Origin of the sequence: Psychrobacter sp. FME5, assembly GCF_014861375.1 — a bacterium.
Lineage (GTDB): Bacteria > Pseudomonadota > Gammaproteobacteria > Pseudomonadales > Moraxellaceae > Psychrobacter.
On the sequence record NZ_RRYX01000293.1, the window covers coordinates 1 to 325 of the forward strand.

Genomic DNA, 325 nt, shown 5'->3' on the forward strand with positions numbered 1-325 from the left:
TTTCTAACCGCTCGTCTTAATCGGTGTCTAAGGCGACAGTTATTACCCTCTATACCTATGGTATGCTGTTTGCCAACCTGTTTGTGATCACCTTTAAAGGCGGTTTTAAAGCTATCCCAGTTGTCCATACTGATAGAGCCATAGCTTACTTTAAGTTGCTTTAAACGTGCTCTTAGCTTCTTAGCTGTTTTTAAGTCACGTTTGCCCCAGACATAAGCGACAATCTCATTAGTAGCACGGTCATAAGCGTAGATGAGCCAGACTTTACGCTTCTTGCGATACACGTAAGTCCAGAACTCATCAACCTCTAAGCGTTCATAGTAGC

At 42.8% G+C, this 325-nt stretch carries 1 protein-coding gene; it reads right to left on the minus strand.

Annotation, left to right across the window (positions count from 1 at the left end):
• Positions 1-325 (minus strand): IS1 family transposase (locus EI161_RS14740; protein ID WP_192530063.1); only part of this gene is annotated, 325 nt, incomplete at both ends.